This is a genomic window from Ramlibacter sp. PS4R-6 (genome assembly GCF_037572775.1).
GTDB lineage: Bacteria > Pseudomonadota > Gammaproteobacteria > Burkholderiales > Burkholderiaceae_C > Ramlibacter.
Map to the genome: position 1 here is coordinate 1399258 of NZ_JBBHKA010000001.1, position 21521 is coordinate 1420778.

Genomic DNA, 21521 nt, shown 5'->3' on the forward strand with positions numbered 1-21521 from the left:
GGCTCAACAGTGACCGCCGAACGCCCGAACGCATCTATGCCCGACGCGCAATTCGACAGCCCCGATTCCCCCGCCAGCCCCGACGCCGCACCGGCCCGCAAACGCCCCAAGCCGGGCGAGCGGCGCGTGCAGATCCTCGAGGCCCTGGCCACCATGCTGGAGCAGCCCGGCGCAGAGCGCATCACCACCGCCGCGCTGGCCGCGCGGCTGGACGTGAGCGAAGCGGCCCTGTACCGCCACTTCGCGAGCAAGGCCCAGATGTTCGAGGGCCTCATCGAGTTCATCGAGCAGAGCGTGTTCTCGCTGATCAACCAGATCGGCGAGCGCGAGCCCGCAGGCGCCGGCCAGGCCGCCAAGACGGTGGCGATGCTGCTGCAGTTCGCCGAGAAGAACCCCGGCATGACGCGCGTGATGGTGGGCGACGCCCTGGTCTTCGAGAACGAGCGCCTGCAGCAGCGCATGAACCTCTTCTTCGACAAGGTCGAGTCGTCGCTGAAGCAAAGCCTGCGCGAAGGCGGCGAAGGCTCGGCCACGCCCAGCGCCGACGCGCAGGTGCGCGCGTCGCTGCTCACCGCCTTCGTCGTCGGCCGGCTGCAGCGCTTTGCGCGGTCGGGCTTCAAGCGCCCGCCGTCCGAGCACCTGGACGCCTGCCTGTCGCGCATGCTCTAGAAGGATGCTCCGCATCGCAGTCGCAGGCGACGACGTCGTCCTGCATCCCAGCGGCGCCGCGCTGCTGGCCACCCACAAGACCCTGCTCATCGCCGACGCGCATTTCGGCAAGGCGGTGAGCTTTCGCAAGCTGGGCGTGCCCGTGCCCAGCGGGACGACGAGCGAGACGCTCGCAACGCTCGACAAGGCGCTGGCGGACACGGGCGCGGAGCGCATCGTGTTCCTGGGCGACTTCCTGCATTCGCGGCGCTCGCATGCGAAGGGCACGCTCGCGACCATCACCGAATGGCGCGAGCGCAACATGCGGCTGGAGATCACGCTGGTGCGCGGCAACCACGACGACCGCGCCGGCGACCCGCCGGCGGAGCTGGGCATCCGCGTCGTCGACGAGCCGCTGGCGCTGGGGCCGTTCGCCCTGTGCCATCACCCGAAACCGCGCGAGGGCGCGTACGTGATGGCGGGGCACTGGCATCCGTGCATCAGCGTCGGCGGGCGCGCGTTCGAGCGGCTGCGGCTGCCGTGTTTCTGGTTTGGGGATGATTCGGGGGCGCTGCCGGACAATGCAGTCGGTGTGCTACCCGCGTTCGGCAGCTTCACGGGGATGCATCGCATCGAGCCGCGGGCGGGGGATCGGATCTTTCCGGTGGCGGAGGATGTGGTGCGGGCGATTCCGCAATTGCCGATTGCGTGAGCTAAGGACACAACCGTGTCCGGATTCAGTTTCCTGGACGAGCTTCGATTTTCCCCGGATCGTTCGGCAAGGCCGCAAGGTCGCCTGGAAACAGCAGCCTGAAATCCGTCAGCGATCGCTCGAGTGCGTTGGTGCGTTTGACCTGCTCGATAAGCGCTTGAACTTCGTCATAGTCGAATTCAGAAGACCACCTCTGGATGTCGCACATCGCTTTGATATACCCGTCCGTCTGGCCCTCGCGCGTCAAGGCCTTGAGGTTGTCCAGATAGGTCTCTCGATACAAAGTGGGCACGATGATTCGACATTGTTCGGCGGCAGACAGTTCTGCGTTCATGACAAGTCTGGCCAATCTGCCGTTGCCGTCGTTGAAGGGGTGCACTTCCGAGACGACAAACATCGCGTAGAGCGCCCGGGGCAGGCCCGGTTCCAATTCGTGCAATCGCGCCGCTCCTGCTGCAAGTGTTGCCCTCACGAGGCGTGGCGCCACAAACGTCGTGTTGCCCGCCCTGTTCGGAAGAACCTTGATTTCGCCAGGACTGACTTCGGGGCGAGCGCTCATCATGTCCTTGTGACGCTCGCACAGCTGCTGGACCACGGCCGGCGTCGTGAGCATCGTCTGCAGGCGCCACGCCGGCGCGACGATCTGACGGAACACCCCCAAGATGTCGTGCGAATCTTTCGGGCGCTTCTCGACGATCTTGCCATGGAGCGCAATGTCGGCCGCCTCTTCGATCTCAAACTCCGTCCCTTCGATGAAGTTGCTGAAGTAGGACTCCAGGAACCCGAAGTTGGCCAAGGCGTCTCCTGCTCGAGCGGGGTCTTTCACGACAGGCAAGGTGTGAGTCTTGAGTGCGCGAATGAGTTGGTCGAAGCGGTGCAAGCGCTCTTCGTCGAGCGCGGCCGCGACCGCGCCAGTCTTGAGGGCGGTAGCCTCACGCGTCCCCAGGATGGCCCCGATTTTTCCGGAGAGGCTTGCCAGTTCACGCTCGCGGGAAATTTGCGGCGCGATCGCTTCTGCTTCCTTGCGAAGCCGCTTCAGCCGGTCCTCGCCCGCCACATCACAGATTTCGGCAAGACGTTGCTCGACTTCTGCCAAGGGGGCATTTCGGTGGGATTCGTTTCGGCTGAGGTTGTCCAGGAACACTCGCGCCTGGCTTGCCCAAAACAGATCTGTCTTCCCCCAGCGCTGATCCCCCGGCGCAGGCCCGGCCGCTGTAAAGGAGACGATGTTCAGGCCGGGCAGCTCCACTCGTCTTGAATGTGTGTAGGCAAGAACGAGAGGGTCGGACACTCCTCCATCGAACGCGGACTTGAAGGTGACGACTGCATTGGGAAACAGTGCTGCTGCAACCCGCAGCTTGTGCCGGCGCAAGAGCGACGGCCACTGATCCTCGGCCAGTGGTGAGGCGATGCCTCGGGCGACCCGTTTGAGTTCACCACGAGCCACGCGGCGCTGGACATCGCGAATTTTCGCCGCACTGAGCTCAGCGTTGATGAAGATCTCTTGTCGCGATTTGTCCATCGTTGGTTGACCGACTGTCGTCAATTGTACTCACAAGCCGTGAGTATGTCGTGAAATCTTCGAACAATCAACTTTTGCGACAAACGTGAGGCGGCCAATGACAGAACGCGACAATCGCAGGAGGGCGCACCCAGAATTTGCGACAAAGCGGGCTCACTAGCCTACCGATGCACGGGCTTTCCCTTCGCGACGAAACTCGTACGAGCCATTCCGCAGGCACCCATTGCATCGATTTTTCTTGATCGAAGCAACGTCTCTCGTAGTCAAGATATAGGACGTAAGTTTCATGTCGGCCCCTAGAATTATTCTTTCGCGCAAAGCGAAGAGGGGCAAGACATGGTGGGGGAGGTCCAGCCGGCCGCAGAGCCGGTTGAAGAAGTGCGCGATGCGTCGTCAGGGGGGGGGCTGGTCGGGCCTCTATGCGCTGTGCGCCATCGCGCGCTTTCACCAGGTTGCAGCGGATCCAGCGGCACTGGCGCACCAACTGGGGATTCGTCCGAGCGATCGCGTCGCAGTCGACGACATCCTGCGTGCTGCCAAGCATCTTGGCCTGAAGGCCAAGCGCTCCGCGACGACTCTGGAGCGGCTGCCCCTGAACCCCTTGCCGGCGTTGGCGCTGGTTTCGAGGGCTGACGATCAAGTCGGCGCGGTCATCCTTGCCCAATGCGATGGCCAACGCGTGCTGGTCCAGGACCCGGGCTCGCAAACACCGCGCCCCATGATCGAGCCGCTGGAAGCGTTCGCCGCGAAGTGGACGGGTGACCTGATCCTGATCACGAGCCGCGCGAGCCTGGTCGGCGACTTGGCGAAGTTCGACTTCTCGTGGTTCATCCCCGCGATCGTCAAGTACCGCCGACTGCTGGGCGAAGTGCTGCTCATTTCGCTCTTCTTGCAGCTCTTCGCGCTGGTCAGCCCCTTGTTCTTCCAGGTAGTGATGGACAAGGTGCTGGTGCACAAGGGATTGACCACTCTCGATGTGCTCGTGATCGGGCTCGTCGCGGTCGTGATCTTTGAGAGCGTGCTGAGCGCCTTGCGCTCATACGTCTTCAGCCACACCACGAGCCGCATCGACGTGGAACTGGGCGCGAGGCTTTTCCGGCATCTGGTGCAACTGCCGCTGGCTTACTTCCAGGCACGGCGCGTCGGGGACTCCGTGGCGCGCGTACGCGAGCTGGAGAACATCCGAAGCTTCCTTACCGGGCAGGCGCTCACGGTGGTGCTGGACGTGATCTTCTCCGTCCTCTTCATAGGCGTGATGCTGTTCTACAGCGTGTCGCTCACGCTGATCGTGATGGTGAGCCTGCCGCTGTATTTTGGGCTCAGCCTGATGGTGGTGCCCATCCTGCGTCGGCGGCTCGACGTGAAATTCGCGCGCGGCGCCGAGAATCAGGCCATGCTGGTCGAGACAGTGACCGGCATCCAGACCGTGAAGGCTAGCGCGCTGGAACCCAGCTTCGCACGCCGCTGGGACAACCAGTTGGCCGCCTACGTCAGCGCGAGCTTCCGCACGCAGAACCTAGCGAGCTGGGCGCACGAGGGCGTGAACCTGATTGGCAAGCTCGTGAATGCCGCCATGCTCTGGTGGGGCGCGCATCTTGTGATGTCGAACGACCTGACGGTGGGGCAGTTCGTGGCCTTCACCATGTTCGCGCAGCGCGTTGCCAATCCCATCATGCGCATGGCGCAGTTGTGGACGGACTTCCAGCAGACGGGGATCTCGATGGCGCGGCTGGGGGACATCCTCAACACGCGCACGGAGATTCCGCCCACAAACGCCGCGCAGTTGCCGCCGGTGAAGGGCCGCGTCACGCTTGACGGTGTCTCGTTCCGTTACCGCCCCGAAGCGGCGCCTGTGCTCGAAGGAATCTCGCTCGACGTGAAACCCGGCGAGGTGATCGGCATCGTGGGCCGCTCGGGGTCGGGTAAGAGCACGCTCACCAAACTCGTGCAACGCCTGTATGTGCCCGAAGCCGGACGCATCCTGGTCGACGGCATCGACATCAGCCTGATCGACGCGGCGCAATTGCGACGGCAGGTGGGCGTGGTGCTGCAGGAGAACCTGCTGTTCAACCGTAGCGTGCGCGAGAACATCGCCATCGCGGACCCCGCGGCGCCGCTCCAATCCGTGATCCGCGTCGCCCAACTTGCAGGCGCGCACGACTTCATCGGCGAGCTGCCGGAAGGTTACGAAACAATCGTCGGTGAACAGGGCTGTTCGCTCTCGGGAGGGCAGCGCCAACGCATCGCGATTGCGCGGGCCCTGTTCACCAACCCGCGCATCCTGATTTTTGACGAAGCAACCAGCGCACTCGACTACGAGAGCGAAGCCGTCATCCAGCGGAACATGGCGCAGATCTGCAATGGGCGCACCGTGTTCGTCATCGCGCATCGGCTGTCGGCTGTGCGTCACACCGACCGGATCATCGTGCTGGAGAAGGGAAAGATCGTGGAGACGGGCTCGCACCAGGAACTGGTGGTCAAGCCGCGCGGCCTGTACGCGTACCTGTGGCGGATGCAGGACGGCACCTGCCCGGCAGAAGGAGCGACCGCATGAATTCGACCGCACCCGTGCGCCATCCCGTCGCCGACTTGCTGGCCCGTTACCGCGCCGTCTTCGGTGCGGCATGGGCCGCGCGTCACCAGCTCGCTGGCCCCGCGCGGCTCGCTGAAGAAGCGGCCTTCCTGCCCGCGGCGTTGAGCCTGCAGGAATCGCCTGTGCATCCCGCGCCGCGCCGCGCGGCGTACGTGGTAATGGCGCTGTTCGTAATCGCGCTGCTGTGGGCGATTTTCGGCAAGGTCGATATCGTCGCCGTCGCGAGCGGCCGGGTCGTGGTGAGCGACCGGACGAAGGTCGTGCAGCCGCTGGAGCGCAGCGTGGTGAAGCGCGTGTTGGTGAACGACGGCGATCGCGTGAGGGCCGGCCAAACGTTGATCGAGCTGGACCCGACGGTCGCCAATGCGGACAAGGCCGCTGTGCAGGAGCTGGTGAAGGCCGCGAAGTCCGATGCGATTCGCGCGCGCGCCATCCTAAACGCCATGGTATCCGGCCAAGGCCGGCCACGCACCGTGTTCCCGGCCGAGTGGCCGGCGGCCGAGATCAGCGCGGCGCAGGCGCAGCTTGACGCGAACTGGAGCGACATCTCGGCCAAGCTAGCCAAGTTCGGGGCCGAGATCGGCCGGCGGCAGGCGGAGATCGCCACCACGCGAGAGATGATCGCGAAGCTTGAAGCCACCTTGCCTCTGGCCAAGCAGCGCGAGGTGGACCTGGCAGGCCTTGCCCGCGACGGCTTCGCGCCTAGCCACACGGCGCAGGACAAGGCGCGCGAACGGATCGAGACGGAACGCGACCTCGCGACGCAGCGCGCCAGGTTGTCCGAGGCGGCCGCGTCGCTGCGCGAAAGCGAAAGCGCGCGATTCGCGTACATCGCCGAGACGCGCCGTACCTTGAGCGAACGCGAAGCACAAGCCGAACTCAAATTCCAACAGGCGAAGCAAGACGAAACCAAGGCCGTTCAGCGCGAGCGGCTCACTGCCCTGCGCGCGCCAGTGGACGGCGTTGTGCAGCAGCTGGCCGTGCACACCAACGGCGGCGTGGTGACAGAAGCGCAGGCGCTCATGGTTATCGTGCCGGACGAAGCGCAGGTGACGGCTGAAGTGATGCTGGAGAACAAGGACGTCGGCTTTGTGAACGTGGGACAGACGGGGGAGATCAAGCTGGAGACGTTCCCGTACACGCGCTATGGCACGGTTGCTGCAACTGTGGCGCGAGTGAGCGCAGATGCGGTGAACGACGAGAAGCGCGGGGCGCTGTTCCCGGTGACGCTGGCGCTGCAGAGCGCGCAGATCGATGTGGATGGGAAGGCTGTACGGCTGACGCCGGGAATGAACTTGACGGCGGAGATCAGGACAGGGGAGCGAAGGGTGATTGAGTTCTTGCTGGGTCCGATTCAGGCGGCTGGTCGGGAGAGTTTGAGGGAGAGGTGAAGGAAACCTATGTATGAAATATTGGCTATATATATGCGTCCTTACTGCGGTCAGATGGGGATTTTCTAAATGACAGGCATCTACCTTCTGCTCGTGATCTTACTGTGGGCCGCTCTCGTCGCCTGGCTTACCGTCTTACTCACAAAGAAACTCGACCTTCTTTTCCTCCGAATTCTCGTAGGAGCACCATCATTCGCAGCTGCGCTCACACTTCCCTTCATTGATGAAATCGTCGGACGAGAGCAGTTCCAAGAGCTGTGTTCTCAGTATTCCCAGATTCATATCGACATCTCATCTGCAGCTGGAAAGTCAGTGTATTTCGCGAGTCAACCGAATATCCAGATCCAAGGAACGTGGATTCGCGTCATGCGCAGGCCGTTCAGATTTGTGGAGCTGACCAGCGGCAAACCTGTCGTTACCTACGACGAGTTGTTCGCCGAAGGAGGCTGGCTCGCGCGCCATCTCGGACTTTCTGAGGGGCGCGTCCCATTGCTTTTCAAGGGGTATTGTGGGCCCGCCAATCCTCCCAAATCGATTTCATCGTTCAAGTCACTTGGGATCAACTACGTGGAGCCGCCTGCGCGGAGGATGTGAATGACGGCAACACTCAATGACGCTTACATAAATGCCCTTCTCGCAGACGCGAGCTATGTCGACGGGTTAGCGATCGACATGACAGGGGCACTGCTTGCCAACCAGATTTCGGGGCGCATGACGCCGGCGCTTGCACGGTACATTGGCTCTAACTTTACGGTCCTTGACGTTGCGGCCGGACTGTCTTCAAGCTTCGAAGCCGTTGTTTGGCGCGGGAACGTTGGGACTTCTTTTGCGGGGCAGACATTCATTTCTTTTCGAGGGACTCAAGAAGGGCCCGATTTTACGGATGCCGATCCCGACTTGGCCAGCTCGGGACTTGCTCATCGGCAGTTGGCGGACATGGTGAATTGGTGGCTCCGCGAAACGACTCCAGCGCGATATCCCGATGGCGATCCAGTATTCGTTAGACAGGTGAAGTTGACCACAGACAATGATTTTGTTTTGGGGGATCTTGTTCCGGCAGCCGGAAGTTTGGCTGGTCTTACCTCGGCTAAATCCGTCAACGGTCACAGCTTAGGAGGCTACCTCGCCACCTCCTTCGCACGGATATTCGGCGCCAAGTGGCCCATTGAGACTGTCAACACCTTCAACAGCGCAGGGTTTAGCAAGCTCGCGACGTCAAATATTGATCTTGCATTTTCGCGTATCGCATCGGCGATCGGTCCAGAGTTCAGTCTGGAGACATTCTCGCATTCGCAAAATAACTACTTTGCACTGAACGGGATTAACGTCACTACAAACACGTGGGACCCGGTAGGTTTCCAACAGTACGGCGTCCGTGTCGGCTTGTTCCAAGAAGACTTAACGTCGGAGGTCATCAACAACCACTACATGTACAAGCTCACGGACCTTCTTTCGCTGGGCAACGTACTCGCACAGTTGGACCCTACGTTGGATTTTGAAAGGTTGTCCGCCATCGTGCGGGCCGGCAGCAATCGGATGATCGCGTCATATGAAGGCGTGCTCGACGGACTTCGAATGGCTCTGCTGGGCCGGGGAACTGAATTGTCGCAAATGGGCGATGCGAATGGTTCCAACTTCGGGCAGCCGGATGCGCGCGTCAATTTTCATGCGAACATCGAAATGCTCTTGAAGGGCAGCGCCTTCCAGGCGCTCATTGGAAAGGTGACCATTGGGGTCGCGAGTCAGGGCTTGCGTACGCGAGCCCATAATGACTTCGGCGCGCTCGTAGCGCTGCAAGACCTATCTCCAATTGTGATCGCGGCTAAGAACCCCGCGCTCGAATTGGATATCAACGACTTTTGGCAATCATCACGGACCGTTGACTATACAACGTGGCTTGCAGAAAGGGGTGGCACGCCCGCGCGTTTCACGGACGAATGGATTGCTGATCGCGCTGCGATGCTGACGGCGTTGATGCGATACAACGTCGCCGACGCCACAGGTAACCTGATCAGCGCCGGCGGCGCTACGCAGACTGCGAAGAACATATACATTGATCTCACCACAGGTCGTACTCTGACCGAAACGAGCAACGGCAGTCTTCCTTCTCGATTTGTTAAATTCGGCGGCTCCGGCAACGACCCGCTCTTGGGCGAGTCGCTCGACGACCACCTGTACGGTGGCGAAGGCAACGATCACCTGTCCGGTCAGATGGGGGGAGACTATTTGCAGGGCGACGGAGGCAATGACTCATTGCTTGGCGGCGTCGGCAACGACACCATGGCGGGTGGAGCTGGCGACGACTCGCTCGAAGGCGGCGAGAACGACGACTCGCTCATGGGCGGGGCCGACAATGACACCTACGTCATGTCAGGCTCGTGGGGTAAAGACAGCCTCATTGACTCCGATGGCTCAGGCCGGATCATGCTCAATGGCTGGAGGCTAATTGGTGGCACTGGCATAGGTGCCCCCGGTGCCGAATGGCAAGAAGAGTTGCCGGACGATCAGAAGGTGCGTTATCTCCTGCTTGAATCAAAGGCGTCGACCACCGGCAAGCAACTGCAGATCACCGTCCAAGGCGATGCTGCGAACAGCATCACGATCAACAACTTCGACTTCGCCGCGGCTAAGAGCGGAACGTATCTGGGCATCCACCTGGATGACACCCCTAAAGTCGCCCTTGTGCAAGGCTCAGGTCCGAGTTTCTGGGGCGACGTGAATGCAAATCTCCAGGCGCTGGTAGGTCGGGCCACGGACATTATCGAAGGTGCCGCGACCACCTTCATGCTGAATCTCAAGACTGCCGCGAAGGCCGCCGAGTCATTTGTGTTTCACCTCTTCGGGCTGGAAGACAAAAGCGTCAAAGTAGTCGTCGGCGACCGTGTAATCGATGCGGACGGCGCGACCATCGCACTAGCCGAAGGCCAGACGCAGGTCTCATTCGCGTTGATTCAAGATGGTGGCCTCGATGCAGATGTGGTTGGTTCCCTCAGTGTCGACTACATGGGCGCAGGTGGCAAGCTCGCAACCAGCAATTCGTGGGGCCTGTCGCTTCATGATGCTCCCGATCCCGCCAGCATAATCACCGGCGACTTCACCAAGAAGATCGTCAACAACAAATTCGTCTTCCAGCCCGAGCAGCCAGCCGAAGGCCAATACAACTATGCTGTCGACGAAGACAACCCTAACTCACCGAACGCAGCAGACCTCATCAGCGGGTTCGACGAAGCCGAGAAGATTCTCGGCCTCGGTGGCAATGACGCTCTGCTCGGGCGAGGCGGTGCCGACTCGATAGACGGCGGTGACGGCAACGACATCCTGCAAGGCGGTCTGGGCGCAGACACCCTCATTGGCGGCGAGGGCAACGACATCATCTACGGCTCGTCCACCGGATGGCTGTGGACTACCGACACGCCTGGACGCGAGGCACCGTACGTGCCATCGGGTGAGTCGCTCTTGTGGGCGGGCTTCGGCTGGAGCCTAACGACTAACGGTTCCACGAATCTGACGGGTGAGCCAAGTGGCCGGTTGGAGAACACGGTCGCCCGCGACGAGCAGTTCGACGACGTGGGCAACGTCATCGAGTCCGGGGCGGGCAACGATCACGTCTACGCCGGCGTTGCGGACGACCGGGTCGAGGCGGGCGATGGGAAGGACATCGTCTACGGATCGATTGGCAACGACTTGGTGTTGGGCCAGGAAGGCAACGACTACCTTTTTGGGGACGGTCAGTCGAAGCGCGCGAATATCTCTGTCGACTACGCGCCGGCTGCGCAGCATGGCCAGGATTTCCTTGATGGCGGCGAAGGTGACGACACCTTGGTGGGTCAGGGCAACAACGATGTCCTGTATGGCGGCGTGGGCAGCGACCAGCTGTGGGGTGACAGTGGGTCGTTCATGAGTTCGGACTGGGAGTACCTCGATGCTGCGTTCCACGGCAACGACTATCTCGACGGCGAAGACGGTGACGACAGCCTGATCGGCCAAGGTGGCGCCGACACCCTCTATGGCGGCATTGGCAACGACATGCTGCAAGGCGACGACAACTCGACCGCGCGCGTGCCCGGCGACAAGCAAGGCAACGACTTGATGGACGGCGAGGACGGCGATGACACGCTCTTTGGCGGCGGTGCGGCAGACACGCTGTATGGCGGCGCAGGCAACGACCTGATGCGAGGCGACGACAACGCGCTCGAGGCCAAATTCCACGGTGCGGACTACATCGATGCCGAAGACGGTGCGGATACGGTGGTTGGCGGCGGCGGTGCCGACACGATCTATGGCGGTGCGGGCAACGACCGGTTGTCTGGGGACGGCGGCACGTCTGGCCAAGCAGACTTCGCGGCGCAGTTTTATGGTGCCGATTACATCGACGCCGAAGACGGTGAAGACTATGTGGTTGCCGGCGGCTCGGCCGACACGGTGTACGGCGGTGCCGGCAACGACACGATTTTCGGCGATGCCAACGGTGCGACGGGAAGCCGCGAGGGCAGCGATTATCTGGACGGCGAGGGCGGCGACGACCAGATCGCAGCCGGCGGCGGTAACGACACGGTCATCGGGGGTGTCGGCAACGATGTGCTGCAAGGCGACGAGGGCGACGACTGGATCGAAGGCGGCGATGGCGACGACACCTTGCAAGCCGGCGGCGGGAGCGACACGCTGATTGGCGGGGACGGCGCGAACGTCTTCGTGATCGACAAGAAGGCAGCAGGCAACATCACCATCGAAAGCGAGAGCGAGCTGGATGCGGTGGTGTTCCAGGACGGCATCGTGGCCGGCTCCATCACCGGCGTCGTCGAAGGCGACACGATGCAAATCCAGGTTGGCACCGGGCAGACGGTGACGGTAGGCGCGAACGTGGGGGCGTTCCAGTTTGCGGACAACTCCACGATGAGCGCTGCGGCGATGGCCGCGTATCTCCAGGCCCATCCGCCTGCGCCGCCGCCGCCCGCGCCGGCTCCGCCGCCGAGTGGCACGACCACCACCACGACCAACCTGACGGACTCCAACGGGAATCCCGCGGGGTCGTCAGTGACAGTGGCCACGCCCACGCAAACGACCACCACGATCTTCTCGGGACCCAACGGCACCGGCGCGAAGCTCAGCGACACGTGGACGACTGCTGCCGGTGGCCACGGCAGCAACACCTACAACACCGACGGATCCAGCTCGGGCATCGCGTACAACCTGGACGGCACGCATACGTCTTACACGGATAGCGGCCAGGGCGACAGGACGGACGAAACGTTTGATGCCGGCGGCTTCAAGACGACTGTCACCTGGAACCATGCGGACGGATCGCGTGGCAACGACAGGTTTTCTTTGGACGGATCGAGTACCGGCGTCACGTATCACGCCAACGAGACGTACGAGACCTACACGGATGACGGGCGCGGGCACGTCACCGTGCTCTCCTTCGATTCCCACGGAAAGCTTCTCGGCACGGAGATTGACGGGCGTACGTATCCAAGTACGGAAGAGACCGACTATCCGGACGGCGGCCACCGCGTGGTGATGTGGAACGCGCCGGGCGAGATGACTTCGACGATCTACGGAACCGACGGGAAGAAAACCAGCGTGAGCTGGTCGAAGGCTGATGGCACGCACGGCAGCGAAACCTACTTGCTAGACGGTTCGAGCACGACCACCGCCTGGCGCGCCGACGGAAGCTACGAAATGCGCGAGAACAACGGCGTCGGCAAGCTTCGCGTCATCCAATTCGGCAGCGCCGGTGAGGTGCTCGGCAGTAGCGTGCAGCAGACCGATGGCCTCAACCGGATTACGACCTTCTACGGTCCGGATGGCAGCACGGTGAATCAGGAGTGGGCGCATCCCGGCGGAGGGACGGGCAGCCTTACCGTCGACCCCGAAGACTTTAACGGTGTCGTTAACTACCTCGAGGCGACGGAAGCAAGAAATCTGCCTTACTACCAGGCTTGGGACGCCGCAGACGGCAGCGCCGGTCTCCGCGAAGAACACGAGCGCGAATTCATCGCCACGTCATGGTTCATCAACTACGTTCCGAGTGGTCAGCTCGGCATGGGTGACTACGACGGTGAATTTCACACGATGGACAACGGAGTACAGGGTGCATTGCTGAATGCTTGGTGGCAACTCTGGGCTGGAAAGACGGCGTCCTTTTTCGATACTCAGTACTACGTGCTCTCGTACTGGGACGCTCCGTCGGAGCGTGATGGCTCTTCCCCGGAGGTTGGCGACTACTACATTCGTGACTACTACCTTGATGCTTCTATCACCGTGACACTCCGTAGTTCGGGGCAAAAAGACATCGACATAAGACGCGTCGGAACTCAATACGATCCCGGCCGGCTCACGATTGTCGGTGGCGCGTCGACCGCGTATAGCAGGCTCATCTCCGCTTTCAATGGCTCGGGGAACTACGACGTCTTCGAAGACGACGGCGCGGGCAACATGCGCCTCGTCACCTACAACGCCGTCAAAACGAAGATAGCCGATGTGTGGTTCCACAACGATGGAAGCTATGGCAGCGACACCTACAATGCCGATGGCAGCATGACCGGCGTTAGCGCCAACCCGGAGGGGCACTACGTCAAATTCTCACGAAATGCGCAAGGTGTCCTGACGGTAGCGAACTACCCGGATGCCACGGGCCACTTGGTCGTAGAAACCTACAAACCGCCACCAGTCGCGCTCCCGCCCGCTCCCCCCGCCCCGGTCCCGGGTCTCGTTCCTTCCGGTGGCACTGCGCAGCACACCAGCCATACCTACACCCCCGATGATTGGTACTTCGAAATCACGCATCGGCCTACGGAAAATCCGTGCGACCAGGAGCACATCCTGTACAACAGCGACGGGACCATTCTCTCCAGGACCAAGATTCACACCGACCCAGGTTACGAGGTGAGTGTAAATGTGGGCAGCACGCGCGTTGGCTCCGCCTACGACGTGCGGGGGCGCGTGACAAGCCGATTCACAGACGATGGTCAAGGCACGGTCACCACGCTCCAGCTGGATGCGCAAGGGCACATCAGCCAGCGCGAAGTGGTGTTGACTACCGTCGATGGCGGCATCACGACAAGTCGTTACTCCGCCAGCGGAGCTCTTTTGGGCTACGACACCCGTGCCGCCGGCTCGAGACGGGTCGACCACTTCGATGCAGCGGGGCGCTACAGCGGCTATGACGAGTCGATTGGCGACGGCGACGGCAATGCGATGGGCACCCGTTACGACGCGGAGGACAGCCTTCTCGGCTACACCGCGACGGTCGTTTCGCAAAGTGGGCGCGTTATCACGGCCACCACATACGACGCCGTTGGCTCCGTCATGGGCACGAACATCACGTCGAGTGATGCGGATGGGGTCGTCCAGACCGACATGTACGACGCCCAAGGGCACCTGAAGGGTTCGGTCGTCGCCACGCCGCGTGAGGACGGCGACATCGAGACCGTCAACTACGACGCGACAGGAAAGATCGTCGACTACGTGACGCTTCATACGGATGCGCAACGCACGATTATCCTTACGACGTTTGATGGTCAGGGAATCAAGCTTCGCGAAGATCGGCACATCGCCGATGGGACGCAAGTCCTTACGGAGTTCACGGGCGACGGCTCGAATTCCGCGACGACGTGGGCTGTCGATGGGAGCTGGAGCGTTGCGGCTGTCGACGCGCAAGGCAACACGATCACAACGCAGTTTTCTGACCTGGGCGTCAAAAGGTCCGACTCCTGGACACGGACTGACGGTTCCCATGGCAGCGATACCTTTGCCCTCGATGGTTCCGCAACCGGCGAAGCAACTTATGCCGACGGCTCGACCGGAACGTTTGCCACTGACACTACGGGGAAGCAAACCGCCACTTATCGTGATGCGGACGGCGACATCGTGGGCACGGGCACCACGTTCAAACTCACGGACCGCACCGAGACCGCGCGCTACGACGCAGCCGGCAAGTTGCTAAGCGACCGATGGTGGGCTAACGACGGTTCGTGGGGCTTCACCAACTGGACCAACGCTGACGACATCGTCACTGAAGAGCACGCCCCCGACGGCTCCTATACGGTCAGCAACGAACGTCGCGGGAACACAGTCACGACCTCCTACGACGCTGCGGGCCGGAAGCAAACCGGTTCATGGACGAACACGGATGGCAGCTTCGGTTCCGACACCTACCACCCCGACGGCGGCCGCACAGGGATCGCCACGACGACTGAAGGCAATCTGCAGAAGGTAACGACGAGCGAAATTGATGCATCGGGCCATGTGGTGAGCGACACGTGGACGCTATCCGACGGCAGTTATGGCAGCGACACCTTCAACGCCGACGGCTCGGGCTCGGGTGAGGGGCACTTCCTCGATGGGTCGTACACGGACATCACGTATTACGGGCCTGGCGACTTCAGGACTTACAAGTACAGCGCCGCGGGCGACAACACGCTCGACGAATACCAGGGCCCCGACGGCAGCTGGTGGCGCTGGGAAGGAACGTTCGACAGCACCGGCTTCATGACCGGCGACACCTATTCCGACAGCGACGGCTATTGGTGGTTCGACGTGTACAACCCCGACGGCTCGTATTACGGCGAGGACCACGGGCCGGATTACTGGCGTAAATACTCGGGCGACGAGCACAGCGAAGCCTGGGAAAAGTCGGATGGCACCCACGGAACCAAGTCGTGGACGGCAACGTCGAGCACCGAAACGACGTTCCGCGCCGACGGCTCCTACGAGACCTATTTCTTCAGCGCTGGCGAAGGCAGATGGGCCCGCACGCAGTTCGCCGCCGACGGCGCCAAGCTATCCGCCACGTGGCAGGACGGCGCGACGTCGGGCACTGACGTGTTCTACGCAGATGGATCGAGCTCCGGCACGGCGACGAACGGCAATGACGGCACGGGCACCCGCTACATCGACGACGGCCTGGGTGACCGAACGACAACCTCCCTCAACGCGAGCGGCGTGGCCACGGGCGACAGCTGGGTGCGCGCGGATGGCTCGCACGGCACCACGACCTTCAATGCCGACGGCACGATTTCCGGCACCCGGGTGGCGGCCGACGGCACGGTCACCAACTACACCAACCAGTCGCATGCAGTATCGGTTGCCGCCCCAATCGCGGACCAGGCCGCCCACGAAAGGGCAAACTGGTCGTACACCGTATCGGCCGATACGTTCTTCGAAGCGGATCCAGGCGACATGTTCGTCTACACGGCCACGCTCGCCAATGGCAGCGCCTTGCCGGGTTGGCTGACATTCGACGCGCGCTCGCACACGTTCAGCGGTACGCCGCCGACGGGAAGCCATGACAATCTGGCGATCAAGGTTTCCGTCACGAACGGTGCCAACCAGACCGCGAGCGATGTCTTCGTGCTCGCGATCACCGATGGCAACAGCGCACCCGTCGCGGCGCAAACGATCCAGGCCCAGAACGCTACGGAAGACCAACCGTGGACGTTCGCCGTTGCCGCGGACACATTCACCGATGTCGACACGGGCGACACGATGACGTATTCCGCGCAGCTTGCCAACGGCGTGCCCTTGCCCGCCTGGCTGTCCTTCGACGCCGCCACATGCACCTTTAGCGGCACACCCGCCAATGGCGATGTCGGCACGCTGAGCGTCAAACTCATCGCGACAGACAGTGTGGGCGCAAGCGGTAGCACGACCTTCTCGCTTGCCGTTCCCAACGCGAACGACGCTCCGACGGTGGCCCAGGCAATAGCCATTCAAAGCGCAACGGAAGACTCGACCTGGAGTTTTGCGGTTCCCACCGGCACGTTCAACGATGTCGACGCCAGTGATGTGCTGACCTATGGCGCAAGCCTGGCGGATGGCAGCGCCTTGCCGTCGTGGATTTCTTTCGATAGCACCTCTCGCACTTTCAGCGGCACGCCCGGCGCTGGCGACATCGGTTCGCTCAGCATCAAGGTGACGGCGACCGACGCAGCGGGAGCGGCGGTAAGCACCGCGTTCACGCTGTCGGTCAACCACGTCAACCACGCACCTGTCGTGACGCAGCCCATCGGCGCCCAAATGGCGACCGAGGATTCGGCGTGGAGCCTGGTCGTCCCGGCCTCCACTTTCTCGGATGCAGACGGCGAGACGCTCGTCTTCGGCGCCTTGCTTGCGGACGGTACCGCCCTTCCATCGTGGCTCACTTTCGACGCCGCCGCCCGCACGTTCTCCGGAACTCCCGTGAACGGTAATGTGGGCGCGCTCAATGTGCGGTTGACTGGCACGGATGCGGCTGGAGCCTCAGCGAGCACCACGTTCGCGCTCGTGGTCCAGAACACGAACGACGCGCCTGTGCTTGTCCAGCCGATCCCCGACCAAGGCGCGGCGGAAGACTCGCTGTGGACGTTCCCGACCGCCGGTGCGTTCAGCGACGTCGATACCGGTGACTCTCTGACGTTCGCCGCGACGCTGCAGGACGGTTCTGCGCTTCCGTCCTGGCTGTCGTTCAACGCGTCCACGGGTGTGCTTTCCGGTACGCCTGGCAATGGCGACGTCGGAAGCCTTGTGATCAAGGTAGCGGCAACGGATGCGGCAGGAGCGAGCGTCAGCACGACATTCAACCTGCTCGTGTCGAATACGAACGACGCGCCCACGGTCATCCAGTCCATTCCGGCGCAGTCCGCAACCGAGGACCAGCCATGGACGTACACGGTCGCAGCGGGTGCGTTCGCCGACGTGGATGTTGGTGACTCGCTGACGTACTCCGCGCGGCTGGCCAATGGTTCGGCCCTGCCTGGCTGGTTGGCCTTCGACGCGGCCACACGCACGTTCAGTGGGACGCCTGCCAACGCACAGGTCGGGGCGCAGAGCGTCACCGTCATGGCGACCGATGCGGCCGGTGCGGTCGCAGCAATCGACTTCTTGCTTACCGTGGCCGATGTGAACGACGCACCTACCGTCGTCGCGACCATCGGCGACAAGACCGTGGACGAGGACAGCAACTGGACCTTCGCAGTTCCCGCATCGACCTTCGGCGATGTCGATGCCGGCGACACGCTCACCCTGTCCGCTTCGCTCGCGGACGGCCAGGCGCTGCCCTCTTGGTTGTCGTTCAATGCCAGCACGCGTACGTTCAGCGGTGTGCCGGCCAATGGCGACGTCGGAAGCCTTTCGGTGCGCATTACGGCCACCGATGCAGTGGGCGCGAGCGTGAGCACGACTTTTGCGGTCACGGTTCGCAATGTGAACGATGCGCCTTTTGCCGTCGGCTCGATCGAGGCGCAGGCGGCAACCGAAGGGCAAGCCTGGACGTATTCAGTGGATGCTTCAGCGTTTGCTGATGTGGACGCGAACGACGTGCTGACGTACTCGGCCGTGATCCCCGCGGAGGATGCGTCCTGGCTGTCGTTCGACCCCACGACACGCACGTTCAGCGGTACGCCGGGCCATGTGCAAGGCGGCCCCCGAACGATCACCGTCAAGGCAACGGATTCGGCCGGCGCCGTGGCAGCGACAACTTTCGACTTGTCGGTCACATTGCTCAATGTGGCGCCCGTGGTGGCCAACACCATCGACGACGTCCAGATCGACGAGGATGGCGCATGGACATTCGCCGTGCCGTCTTCGACTTTCAGCGATGCGGATGTCGGTGACACGCTGACGTATGTAGCAACGATGGTGGACGGTTCCGCGCTGCCTTCATGGCTGGCGTTCAACGTGGCCACTCATACGTTCAGCGGTACACCCGCCAACGAAAACGTTGGCACTCTGGGTATCACCGTGACAGCGACAGATACCGCTGGGGAGAGCGTCGGCACCAGCTTCGACCTGACGGTGCGCAACGTCAACGACGCACCCGTGTCGGCTGGCATTTCAACGCAGACCGCCTACGAAGACGCCTTGTGGACTTTCACCGTTCCGGCGTCGACTTTCTCCGACGTCGATCCGGGTGACACATTGGTTTACGGAGCATCGCGCGGAACAGGCGCGGGGCTGTTCCTGCCCTCGTGGCTCTCGTTCGATCCACAAACGCGGACTTTCAGTGGGACTCCCGCGCAGGCTGATGTGGGCGACCTCACGGTCACGGTGCGGGCCTACGACACGAGCGGGGCGTGGGCCGCCGCGACCTTCACGGTGGCTGTCCAAAACACCAATGACGCGCCGCACCCCTTGCAAGGCATTTCGAGCGTGAACACGAAGGAAGATCAGGCGTTCAACTACACCTTTGCGGCAGGTGCCTTCACAGATCCGGACCCGAACGACGTGCTTTCTTACAGTGCGAAGCGTTCCGATGGGAGCGCCCTGCCCAGTTGGCTGTCCTTCAATGCCGCGAGTCGCACGTTCAGCGGCACGCCGGTTAACGATGACGTCGGAGTCGTGGGTATCAAGGTGACGGCTACCGACTTGGCCGGGGCCAGCACCCATACCAGCTTCAACATCACCGTCGAGAACACGAACGATGCACCCGAGGCGGTGACCATCCTGCCACAGTCCGTCGACGAGGATTCGCCGTGGACGTTCTACATCCCTGCCTTCAAGGACGTGGACCAAGGCAGCCAGTTGAGCTACACGGTCAAGCAGGAGTCGGGTGCGTCGTTGCCCGGATGGTTGACGTTCGTGTCGAACGAGCACAAGTTGGTCGGTACGCCTACAAATGCCTATGTCGGACCCTTGTCCCTGAAAGTTACCGCCGACGACGGCAGGGGAGGGTCCGCGAGCACGGTTTTCTCCGTCACGGTGAACAACGTCAACGACGCGCCCACTGCGGTGGGCACTCTCGCCAACTGGTCGGCACTCGCCGGAAGCTCCGCAAGCTACATGTTCGCTGCCACGGCTTTCAAGGATGTCGACGTGGGCGACTCTCTTACCTATACGGCGACGAGGACAGACGGATCGCCTATTCCGTCATGGATCACATTCAACGCCGCCACTCGCACGTTCACCGGTACACCTGGCTTGGGTGACGGCGGCGATTTCGGTCTGAAGATCACGGCAACCGACAAGAGCGGTCTTTCAGCGTCGCAGGCATTGCAGCTCCACGTTGACACAAGCCAGAACCTCGTCGGGACGGCCGGCAACGATAGCCTGGTAGGCGCAGGAGGCAACGACACACTCGACGGCATGGCGGGGGCCGACACCATGCGTGGTGGAGCGGGTGACGACACGTATTACGTCGACAATGCCGGCGATGTCGTTACGGAAAACGCGAACGAAGGCTTCGACACCGTCAATACATCCCTGACCTATGTGCTCGGTGCGAACGTCGAGAAACTCGTGTTGACGGGTTCGAACAATCGCAACGGAACCGGGAACGAGTTGAACAACGTTCTCATCGGCAACTCGGGCGGAAACTCGCTTCAAGGGGGCGCGGGCAACGACACGCTGGACGGCGGGGGAGGCGCGGATACGCTCAAAGGCGGTGCGGGCGATGATCTCTACTACGTCTACGGTGGGGCGGGGACAATAACCGAGCAAGCAGGCGAGGGTGTAGACACGGTGGCGAGCTTCAACTCCTGGAGCCTAGGCCTGAATTTCGAGAACCTGCTGTTGACGGGAACCGGCGATGTCGATGGCACCGGCAATGCCCTCGTCAATGTGATTACGGGCAATGCCGGGGCGAACGTCTTGAAAGGGGGTGATGGCGACGACACTCTCTACGGCGGGGCAGGGAACGACGACTTGCGCGGTGAAGCGGGCAGCGATGCAATGCTCGGCGGCCAGGGCGACGACACCTACGAGGTGAAAGACGCAACGGATGTGGTGACCGAATTCGCTGGGGAAGGTATCGACACGGTTACCAGCTACATCAACTACACGTTGGGTGCGAACCTCGAAAACCTGGACTCCCGATCTGGATCGGGCGCATGGGTGGGCGGGAACCAATTGAACAATCTGCTCAGTGGACACTCCGGCAATGACACTCTTCAAGGAGCCGGAGGGGACGATACTCTCGACGGTGAAGGTGGAGTGGACACTCTCGCGGGGGGCACGGGCAACGACGTCTACCTTGTCGATACGACGACGGATACCATCACCGAGAATGCGGACGAGGGAGTGGACTCGGTCCAAACCAAGTTCACCTTCACGCTTGCGGCAAATGTCGAAAACCTGTTGATCCTGGAAAGCAGTTCCGGCGCCAATGGAACGGGCAACGCCTCCGACAATGCGTTGACAGGATCGTCCCAGAACAACAAATTCAGCGGACTCGCCGGGAACGACACGCTCAACGGAGGTGCGGGGAGCGACGATCTGACGGGGGGAACGGGCAATGACACTTACGTCATGGCTCGGGGATACGGGAATGACAACATCATCGAGAACGACTCGACCGCGGGGAATACCGATGTCGCTGTTTTCGGTCCTGACATCGCCAGCAGTCAGTTGTGGTTCCGTCAGAGGAACATGGATCTCGAAGTTATGGTCATTGGGACCAACGACCGGTTCCTCATCACGAACTGGTACGGGGGCAACCAATTCCATGTCGAGCAATTCCGCACCGGCGATAGCAAGATGCTGCTTGATAGCCAAGTGCAAAACCTGGTAAATGCAATGGCTGGTTTCAATCCGCCTGCGGGGGGCCAGACTACGCTGCCACCGGGCTACGAAAGTGTGGCGCAGGCGATTGCCGCAAACTGGAGTTGATCGATTTTCGTATTCCAGCAGTCCCCGCGTGCTTGTCAGAGTGATGGGTGGCTCATCCTCGGGGCATGTCAACAT

The 21521-nt window shown here is 62.0% G+C and carries 7 protein-coding genes; 6 read left to right on the forward strand and 1 reads right to left on the reverse strand.

The window, feature by feature from the left end; all coding sequences use genetic code 11:
- Window positions 1-36 precede the first annotated feature (36 nt).
- Both slmA and pdeM read left to right on the forward strand, forming a co-directional pair.
- Window positions 37-669, forward strand: coding sequence for a nucleoid occlusion factor SlmA (gene slmA, locus WG903_RS06855; protein WP_340078206.1), 633 nt, complete (start codon window positions 37-39; stop codon window positions 667-669).
- Between the two features lie 4 nt (window positions 670-673).
- Window positions 674-1360 carry a ligase-associated DNA damage response endonuclease PdeM gene (gene pdeM, locus WG903_RS06860; protein ID WP_340073571.1) on the forward strand — a complete coding sequence of 229 codons (687 nt, stop codon included), beginning with the start codon at window positions 674-676 and terminating at the stop codon, window positions 1358-1360.
- A 25-nt stretch (window positions 1361-1385) separates the two neighbouring features.
- Here the strand turns inward: pdeM and WG903_RS06865 are convergent, their stop codons facing one another.
- Window positions 1386-2882 (reverse strand): Fic family protein, encoded by a 1497-nt coding sequence (locus WG903_RS06865; protein ID WP_340073573.1) that lies wholly within the window; start codon window positions 2880-2882, stop codon window positions 1386-1388.
- 385 nt (window positions 2883-3267) lie between these two features.
- Here WG903_RS06865 and WG903_RS06870 point away from each other — a divergent pair, with 385 nt between their 5' ends.
- The 4 genes from WG903_RS06870 (at window position 3268) to WG903_RS06885 (ending at window position 21446) form a co-directional block, all read left to right on the forward strand.
- Window positions 3268-5436 carry a type I secretion system permease/ATPase gene (locus WG903_RS06870; protein ID WP_340073577.1) on the forward strand — a complete coding sequence of 723 codons (2169 nt, stop codon included), beginning with the start codon at window positions 3268-3270 and terminating at the stop codon, window positions 5434-5436.
- Window positions 5433-6866 carry an HlyD family type I secretion periplasmic adaptor subunit gene (locus WG903_RS06875; protein WP_340073580.1) on the forward strand — a complete coding sequence of 478 codons (1434 nt, stop codon included), beginning with the start codon at window positions 5433-5435 and terminating at the stop codon, window positions 6864-6866. Before WG903_RS06870 ends, WG903_RS06875 begins: the two co-directional genes overlap by 4 nt.
- Before the next feature lie 69 nt (window positions 6867-6935).
- Window positions 6936-7460: a hypothetical protein gene (locus WG903_RS06880; protein ID WP_340073583.1), complete on the forward strand. Its 525-nt coding sequence runs from the start codon at window positions 6936-6938 to the stop codon at window positions 7458-7460.
- Window positions 7461-21446, forward strand: coding sequence for a putative Ig domain-containing protein (locus WG903_RS06885; protein WP_340073585.1), 13986 nt, complete (start codon window positions 7461-7463; stop codon window positions 21444-21446).
- The last annotated feature ends 75 nt before the right edge of the window (window positions 21447-21521 follow it).

Coding starts and splice junctions, on each gene's coding strand:
- WG903_RS06870 (WP_340073577.1), top strand. CDS start 3,268: ATGCGTCGTCAGGGGGGGGGCTGGTCGGGCCTCTATGCGCTGTGCGCC.
- WG903_RS06880 (WP_340073583.1), top strand. CDS start 6,936: ATGACAGGCATCTACCTTCTGCTCGTGATCTTACTGTGGGCCGCTCTC.
- WG903_RS06885 (WP_340073585.1), top strand. CDS start 7,461: ATGACGGCAACACTCAATGACGCTTACATAAATGCCCTTCTCGCAGAC.
- WG903_RS06865 (WP_340073573.1), bottom strand. CDS start 2,882: ATGGACAAATCGCGACAAGAGATCTTCATCAACGCTGAGCTCAGTGCG.
- slmA (WP_340078206.1), top strand. CDS start 37: ATGCCCGACGCGCAATTCGACAGCCCCGATTCCCCCGCCAGCCCCGAC.
- pdeM (WP_340073571.1), top strand. CDS start 674: ATGCTCCGCATCGCAGTCGCAGGCGACGACGTCGTCCTGCATCCCAGC.
- WG903_RS06875 (WP_340073580.1), top strand. CDS start 5,433: ATGAATTCGACCGCACCCGTGCGCCATCCCGTCGCCGACTTGCTGGCC.